This window comes from Coprococcus intestinihominis, from assembly GCF_040096555.1.
GTDB classification, from domain to species: domain Bacteria; phylum Bacillota; class Clostridia; order Lachnospirales; family Lachnospiraceae; genus Coprococcus_A; species Coprococcus_A intestinihominis.
The window spans coordinates 1-5806 of the sequence record NZ_JBBMEK010000215.1 but is presented as its reverse complement, the minus strand read 5'-3'; the positions used below and the strand labels follow the sequence as shown (position 1 = coordinate 5806).

8 protein-coding genes are annotated in these 5806 nt (G+C 41.9%); 1 reads left to right on the top strand and 7 read right to left on the bottom strand.

The window, feature by feature from the left end; all coding sequences use genetic code 11:
• Nucleotides 1–18: 18 nt before the first annotated feature.
• Nucleotides 19–1026 (bottom strand): beta-keto acid cleavage family enzyme, encoded by a 1008-nt coding sequence (locus WMO25_RS13880; protein ID WP_215690752.1) that lies wholly within the window; start codon nt 1024–1026, stop codon nt 19–21.
• Between the two features lie 173 nt (nt 1027–1199).
• Between WMO25_RS13880 and WMO25_RS13875 the strand changes: the two genes are divergently transcribed.
• Nucleotides 1200–2516, top strand: coding sequence for an IS1380 family transposase (locus WMO25_RS13875; protein WP_349085791.1), 1317 nt, complete (start codon nt 1200–1202; stop codon nt 2514–2516).
• A 131-nt stretch (nt 2517–2647) separates the two neighbouring features.
• Here WMO25_RS13875 and WMO25_RS13870 read toward each other — a convergent pair whose 3' ends face one another.
• The 6 genes from WMO25_RS13870 to WMO25_RS13845 all read right to left on the bottom strand — a co-directional run.
• Nucleotides 2648–2788: a 3-hydroxyacyl-CoA dehydrogenase NAD-binding domain-containing protein gene (locus WMO25_RS13870; protein WP_349085789.1), complete on the bottom strand. Its 141-nt coding sequence runs from the start codon at nt 2786–2788 to the stop codon at nt 2648–2650.
• Between the two features lie 106 nt (nt 2789–2894).
• Nucleotides 2895–4061, bottom strand: a complete 1167-nt coding sequence (locus WMO25_RS13865) for a thiolase family protein (protein WP_349085788.1) — start codon at nt 4059–4061, stop codon at nt 2895–2897.
• Between the two features lie 285 nt (nt 4062–4346).
• The gene (gene rpsR / locus WMO25_RS13860) at nt 4347–4610 is read right to left on the bottom strand and encodes a 30S ribosomal protein S18 (RefSeq protein ID WP_015513840.1); all 264 of its coding nucleotides are present in this window, start codon (nt 4608–4610) and stop codon (nt 4347–4349) included.
• A 64-nt stretch (nt 4611–4674) separates the two neighbouring features.
• Nucleotides 4675–5145 carry a single-stranded DNA-binding protein gene (locus WMO25_RS13855; protein WP_349085787.1) on the bottom strand — a complete coding sequence of 157 codons (471 nt, stop codon included), beginning with the start codon at nt 5143–5145 and terminating at the stop codon, nt 4675–4677.
• A gap of 21 nt (nt 5146–5166) precedes the next feature.
• Complete coding sequence (gene rpsF / locus WMO25_RS13850; RefSeq protein WP_015513838.1) at nt 5167–5454, bottom strand: 30S ribosomal protein S6; 288 nt, start codon at nt 5452–5454, stop codon at nt 5167–5169.
• A 188-nt stretch (nt 5455–5642) separates the two neighbouring features.
• Nucleotides 5643–5806: DUF951 domain-containing protein (locus tag WMO25_RS13845; protein WP_349085793.1), on the bottom strand; the 164-nt coding region annotated here is incomplete at its 5' end.

Here is a 5806-nt window from a genome sequence, read left to right as displayed (position 1 = left end):
AGAAAAATATCTGGCAAATTAGCCCATGCTCTTAGCTGCAAAATATGTTGTACCATATTTTTCGGAAGCTTCTGCTTTTGCTTTCTCAAGATCTTCAATTGTCAGTGCATCAAGTGCTTTAACAACAGCTTCATGATCCAGTGGTGCAAGACCAAGCATTTCACGTGCTTCTGCAGATGTAGCAACTTCGTTGCCGTAAGCTTCAACAGCTCTTGCAGCACGTTCAACGAGCATCAGGTTGTTGGCAAGGATCTTCTTGCCTTCTTTATCGTAACCATAGACAACGTTATCTTCCATACCTACACGTACGTGGCATCCGTTAGCCAGTGCAGAGAACATAACCGGCAGATGACCTTTACCGATACCGAAACCGGAAACTGTAACTTCCTTAGGAAGGTTGCCTTCTGCCTGAAGACGCTGGATGTATGCAAGCATATCCTGAACATCAGCTGGTGTAGCTGCAAGACCGCCTACAACACCAAGACAAAGCTGGAAGTGCAGAGGTGCTTTTACGATACCTTTCTTCCAGTATACACCTACGGCACGGATCATACCCATATCGAATACTTCGAATTCAGGTTTGATATTTCTTTCCTGATACAGATTACCAAGAGTTGTCAGGAATGTTGGAGAGTTGCTGAAGATACCGCCCGGGATCCCCCAGTTGAATGTACCTGCATCGAATGTACCCATTTCGATACCAGGAACATTTGCATGATGCAGCATACGAACTGCGTTGCCGTAAGGTGAGTCATCAGATACACGGTTATCACCTGAAGATGTGCAGTTGATGATAACATCGCAGTCTGGGTAGTTCTTACGGATCAGTTTGATTGTTTCGTAGAATTTAACAGGATCCATAACACCTGCGCCGTTGTCATCACGCATATGCAGATGAACGATAGCTGCACCTGCTTTCCAGCACTCATAGGCTGTTTTTGCGATTTCTTCCGGTGTTTCAGGAACATCGTAACCGTGAGGTGTGATAGCACCTGTTAAGGCTGCTGTGATAATTGTCTTTGCCATAATATAACCTGAATTATTCACGGCTTTGTCGTGAAAGTGGCTGAAAGCCACATAGTTACTGTATTTTAATTGCACATTGCTTTTCACTTATTAAGTGAATGAAAAAAGGACATCCATTTGTGGTAAAATTAAGGTGTTCAAAGTCTTAACAATCCCAAACAAAGGAGCCCTTTATGAGTATTGTAAACACCTTTTCACTTCAAAGCAATAGGCAAATTAAAATAAATTTTGATGGAGGTGATCTATCCTCCGATGCAGGTCTTCTTTTGATAAAAGAATTCGCTGCAAAGATCGGCTTTACAAAGCTGATCAAAAAGAAGTTTAAAACCAATGATAAGTCTATCCGGTTTCACAAAGACCATGAAAACTTATTACAGATGATCTATCAGATCATCTCTGCATATTTTCAGGATGACTGTGCGGATGAACTGACTCTGGATCCTGTTTTCAATGTCATTCTTGATAAAGAAAGTCTGGCATCGCAGCCAACATTATCAAGATTTTTCAACCGTATGGATAAAGATACTCTGGTACAGTTTGATGACATTGATAAAAATCTTAGGGATATCATTTATTTCATAAAATGCCCGGAGCATGTGCTTCTGGATTTAGACCGCACTCTTTTTGGTACTTATGGCAGGCAGGAAGGAGAAGGATTCAACTTCCATTATCAGGCACATGGATATCATCCATTACTATGCTATGACGGACTGACTGGAGACCTGATAAAAGCGGAACTCCGAGATGGAACGCTCCATTGCAGCAATGGGGCAGATAAATTTATGGAATCTATTTTTCAGGAATACCTGGAAAGGGGCATTAAAACTTATCTTCGTGGCGACAGCGGATTCTCTTCCCCAAAACTTTATGAAACCTGTGAGAGTAATGGCTGCTCCTATGCTATCCATTTAAAACAGAATCCCGCACTCATTGCCCTGGCTTCAGATAAAGAGGAAGATTTGTACCAAGCCACTCAAAAGGATCAGATCAGCTATGCAGTAACTTATGGCGAATTTATGTATCAGGCAGGTTCATGGAAATATCCAAGACGTGTAGTTTTCAAAATTGAGAAACCATACGGACAGCTGACACACATGTACACTTTTATTGTTACAAACATGGATATGGAACCTTATCAGATCATCCAGTTTTATTGTGGCAGGGGCAAGATGGAAAACTTCATTAAGGAAAGCAAAAGCGGATTTGACTTTGCTGCTGTCAGCAGTCATTCCAAAATAGTAAATGCAAACCGTATGAGACTTCATATGCTTGCCTACAACCTATTCAATTGGTTCAGGCGACTGGTACTGCCAGCCAGTATGCGGAAGCAACAGGTGGACACCATTCGCTTAAAGCTGATAAAGATTGCTGCAAGGGCAATCCATTCCGCAAGATCTATCACATTTAAACTGTGTATCAGCTGTCCTTATAAAAAGGAGTTCTACAGGACATTGGCAAATATCCATCAGCTGTTTGTACAGTTGGAATAGAAACTATTAACGTACCTTGACAGTTCCAAAGTAACTTAATCAAGCTTCACAGGGGGTAGTGTGTACATTTTTGGGGATGATTCGATTGAATTCAAGGAAACTGTTTCAAGGCTTTGCAGTATTGAGCATTTTTATATGCTCATGAATAATTCAGGATCATTAATATCATAAAGTTTTACGTTCAGGCCCTTCATTGCGAAGAGAACAGCCCAGCTACCGCCGATTACACCGCCGCCGATACCGGCAACATTCTTAATATCTGCTACTTTCATTATTCACACCTCTGTAAAAAAGTTCATTTAAAAGTTTCTTTATTAAACCGCCCAAAGCTGGCATCATAAAATGTCAGCTCTGAACGATTCTACATTTATTTTTATCTTACAGTAATTCAAATACTGCTGCTGCGCCCATACCGCCGCCGATACACATTGTAACAAGAGCTGTTGTCTTCTTGTTATCCTGAAGGTAATCAAGTGCTTTACATGTAAGGAATGCACCTGTAGCGCCCATTGGATGACCAAGAGCCATAGCGCCACCGTAAGGGTTAACCTTTTCTGGGTTCATCTTAAGGACTTTGATACATGGAATAGCCTGAGCAGCGAAAGCTTCGTTCAGTTCGATGACATCCATATCATCAATTGTCTTGCCGGCACGTTTCAGAGCCTTTGGTACAGCATAGATCGGTCCAAGACCCATCATTGTAGCATCACAGCCTGCAACACCGAAGGATACCATCTTTGCAATTGGTTTGATACCAAGTTCTTTTGCTTTGTCAGCAGCCATTAATACAACGAATGCTGCAGCATCAGATGTCTGTGAAGAAGTAGCAGCTGTAACTGTACCGCCTTCTTCAGCCGGGATGAAGCAAGGTTTAAGACCTGCAAGTGTTTCCATTGTTGTTGTTGGACGGATACCTTCGTCTTCTGTAACAACTTTTTCGTTGCCATCCTTGTCAACAACCGTTACAGGGATGATAGACGGAGCAAGTTTGCCTTCCTTCTGAGCTTTTGCAGCTTTCATGTTGGATTCGTAAGCCATACGGTCCATTTCTTCTCTTGTTACGCCGTAGTTCTTAACGATGTTTTCAGCTGTAATACCCATGCTCATGTAAGCACCTGGCGCATGCTCATTTAACCATGCATCCTGGAATTCTACAGGATATGGTGCGTATGTATCTGTCATACTTTCAACACCACCGGCTACGATAACATCACCCTGACCGCAAGCAATTGCATTGGCACCTGTTGCGATAGCCTGAAGACCTGAAGAACAGAAACGGTTAATTGTATGACCTGCTACGCATTCCGGCAGTTCTGCTCTTGCGCAAACACTCTTAGCAATATTCATAGATGTTGTACCGTGCTGTACTGCACAACCCATGATAACATCTTCGATTTCAGAACGATCTAACTGAGGCACTTTGTCCAGTACACCCTTTAAAACCTGTGCGGAATATTCGATTGGGTGAGTACCTGCGAAAGAACCTTTTCTTGATTTACAAACTGCTGAACGACCATATGCAACAATAACAACTTCTCTGCTCATTTTGCAAAACCTCCTAATAATCTTTATGAAATCATTCGTGATATCTGTTGAAACGATATCTTGTTTTTCGTATTTCTTTTCATAGTTAGCATACCACATTTCTTTTTGACACTGAAATAACCCTTTTCGGCACGTTTATACAAAAACTGAATAACCATAAATATGGTAGAAACGGGCTTTTGGCACGCAGTGCCTTTTTTAGATCAGACCACGATTTCGCCGTAATTTTCACCTAATCGAAAAAAGGCACCCGATTCATTGCTGAACCGGATGCCCGAATTTCAATTAGTCTGTGATATATGGCATTAAAGCGATATGTCTAGCTCTCTTGATAGCCGTTGTAAGCTTTCTCTGATGCTTAGCACAGTTGCCTGTGATTCTTCTAGGAAGAATTTTACCTCTTTCAGAGATATATCTCTTTAACTTGTTTGTATCTTTGTAATCGATAACTGCGTTCTTATCTACACAGTATACACATACTTTCTTTCTTCTGCGCATAGGTCTTCTCTTCATCTGAGTGCCTCTGCCTTCTTCTTTATTGTATGGCATATCAAAACCTCCTTCTCAAATTCAAATCTTTCTGTTATGCTCTGATAACAGATCATGTCCTATTCTAGCTGAATGGCAATTCTTCATCAATGCCATCCGGAATGTTCATAAAACCATCCGATGGTGCCTGACTTGGCACAGGTCTTCCGGACTGCTGATAACCACCGCCATAACTGTTGTTGGCTGCAAAATCACTGCTGTTGCGATCACTTGCTGCTTTGCTCTCGGCAAATTCCTGTTCTTCAACAATAATATCTGTTGTATAGACTCTCACACCGTCTTTGTTGGTGTAACTGCCTGTCTGGATTCTGCCTGTGATCACAATGCGAATGCCCTTATGAAAATACTTCTCTGCGAACTCAGCCTGACGGCCAAAAGCAACGCAGTTGATAAAATCGGCATCCGGCTCACCGTCACGCTTAAATGTACGGTTCACTGCCAGTGAGTAGCGGGCAACTGCTGTAGAGCGTTCACCCTGTGAATATCTGATCTCCGGATCTCTGGTTAATCTTCCCATCAAAATAACTTTATTCATTTAGACTTACCCCTTTTCTAATTAAGCGTCCTGTCTAATGCATAAGTATCTGATTACATTCTCCATAATACGGACACGCTGTTCAACTTCGTTTGGACAGTTTGAATCGGATTCGAAAGTGATGAAGTAGTAGAAACCTTCTTTCATCTTCTGAATTTCGTAAGCAAGTCTCTTCTTGCCCCATTCGTCAACGTTAGTAACAACGCCACCAAAACGAGCAATAACTTCCTTGATCTTCTCGATGCTTGCTGCTCTTTCTTCATCTTCGATCTTTGTAGTAAGAACTACTGCTAATTCGTATTTGTTCATGCTAGTGCACCTCCTTCTGGACTTCACGGCCCTCCCATTGCGGAGAGCAAGGAATTAATATATAACATATCACAGTTATTCAGTTTACCATAAAAAAAAGTGCAAAGCAAGCACTTTTTTTCATATTATGATATAAAATTTTCGTAACTGTTCAGAGCTACCCTCCAAAATGCTACGTATTTCGTCACCTATCGGGTAATCTTCATTTCTTCCCCATTTCTCTCCAGTCTCCGAATGTTCTTCTCCACCAGCTTGCGAGCCATCATCACCTGATGCTCACAGCCGCAGCACTTTAATCTGAAATCCGCACCACTTCGAAGCACTTCCCAGTCAAAACTGCCGCAGGGATGCT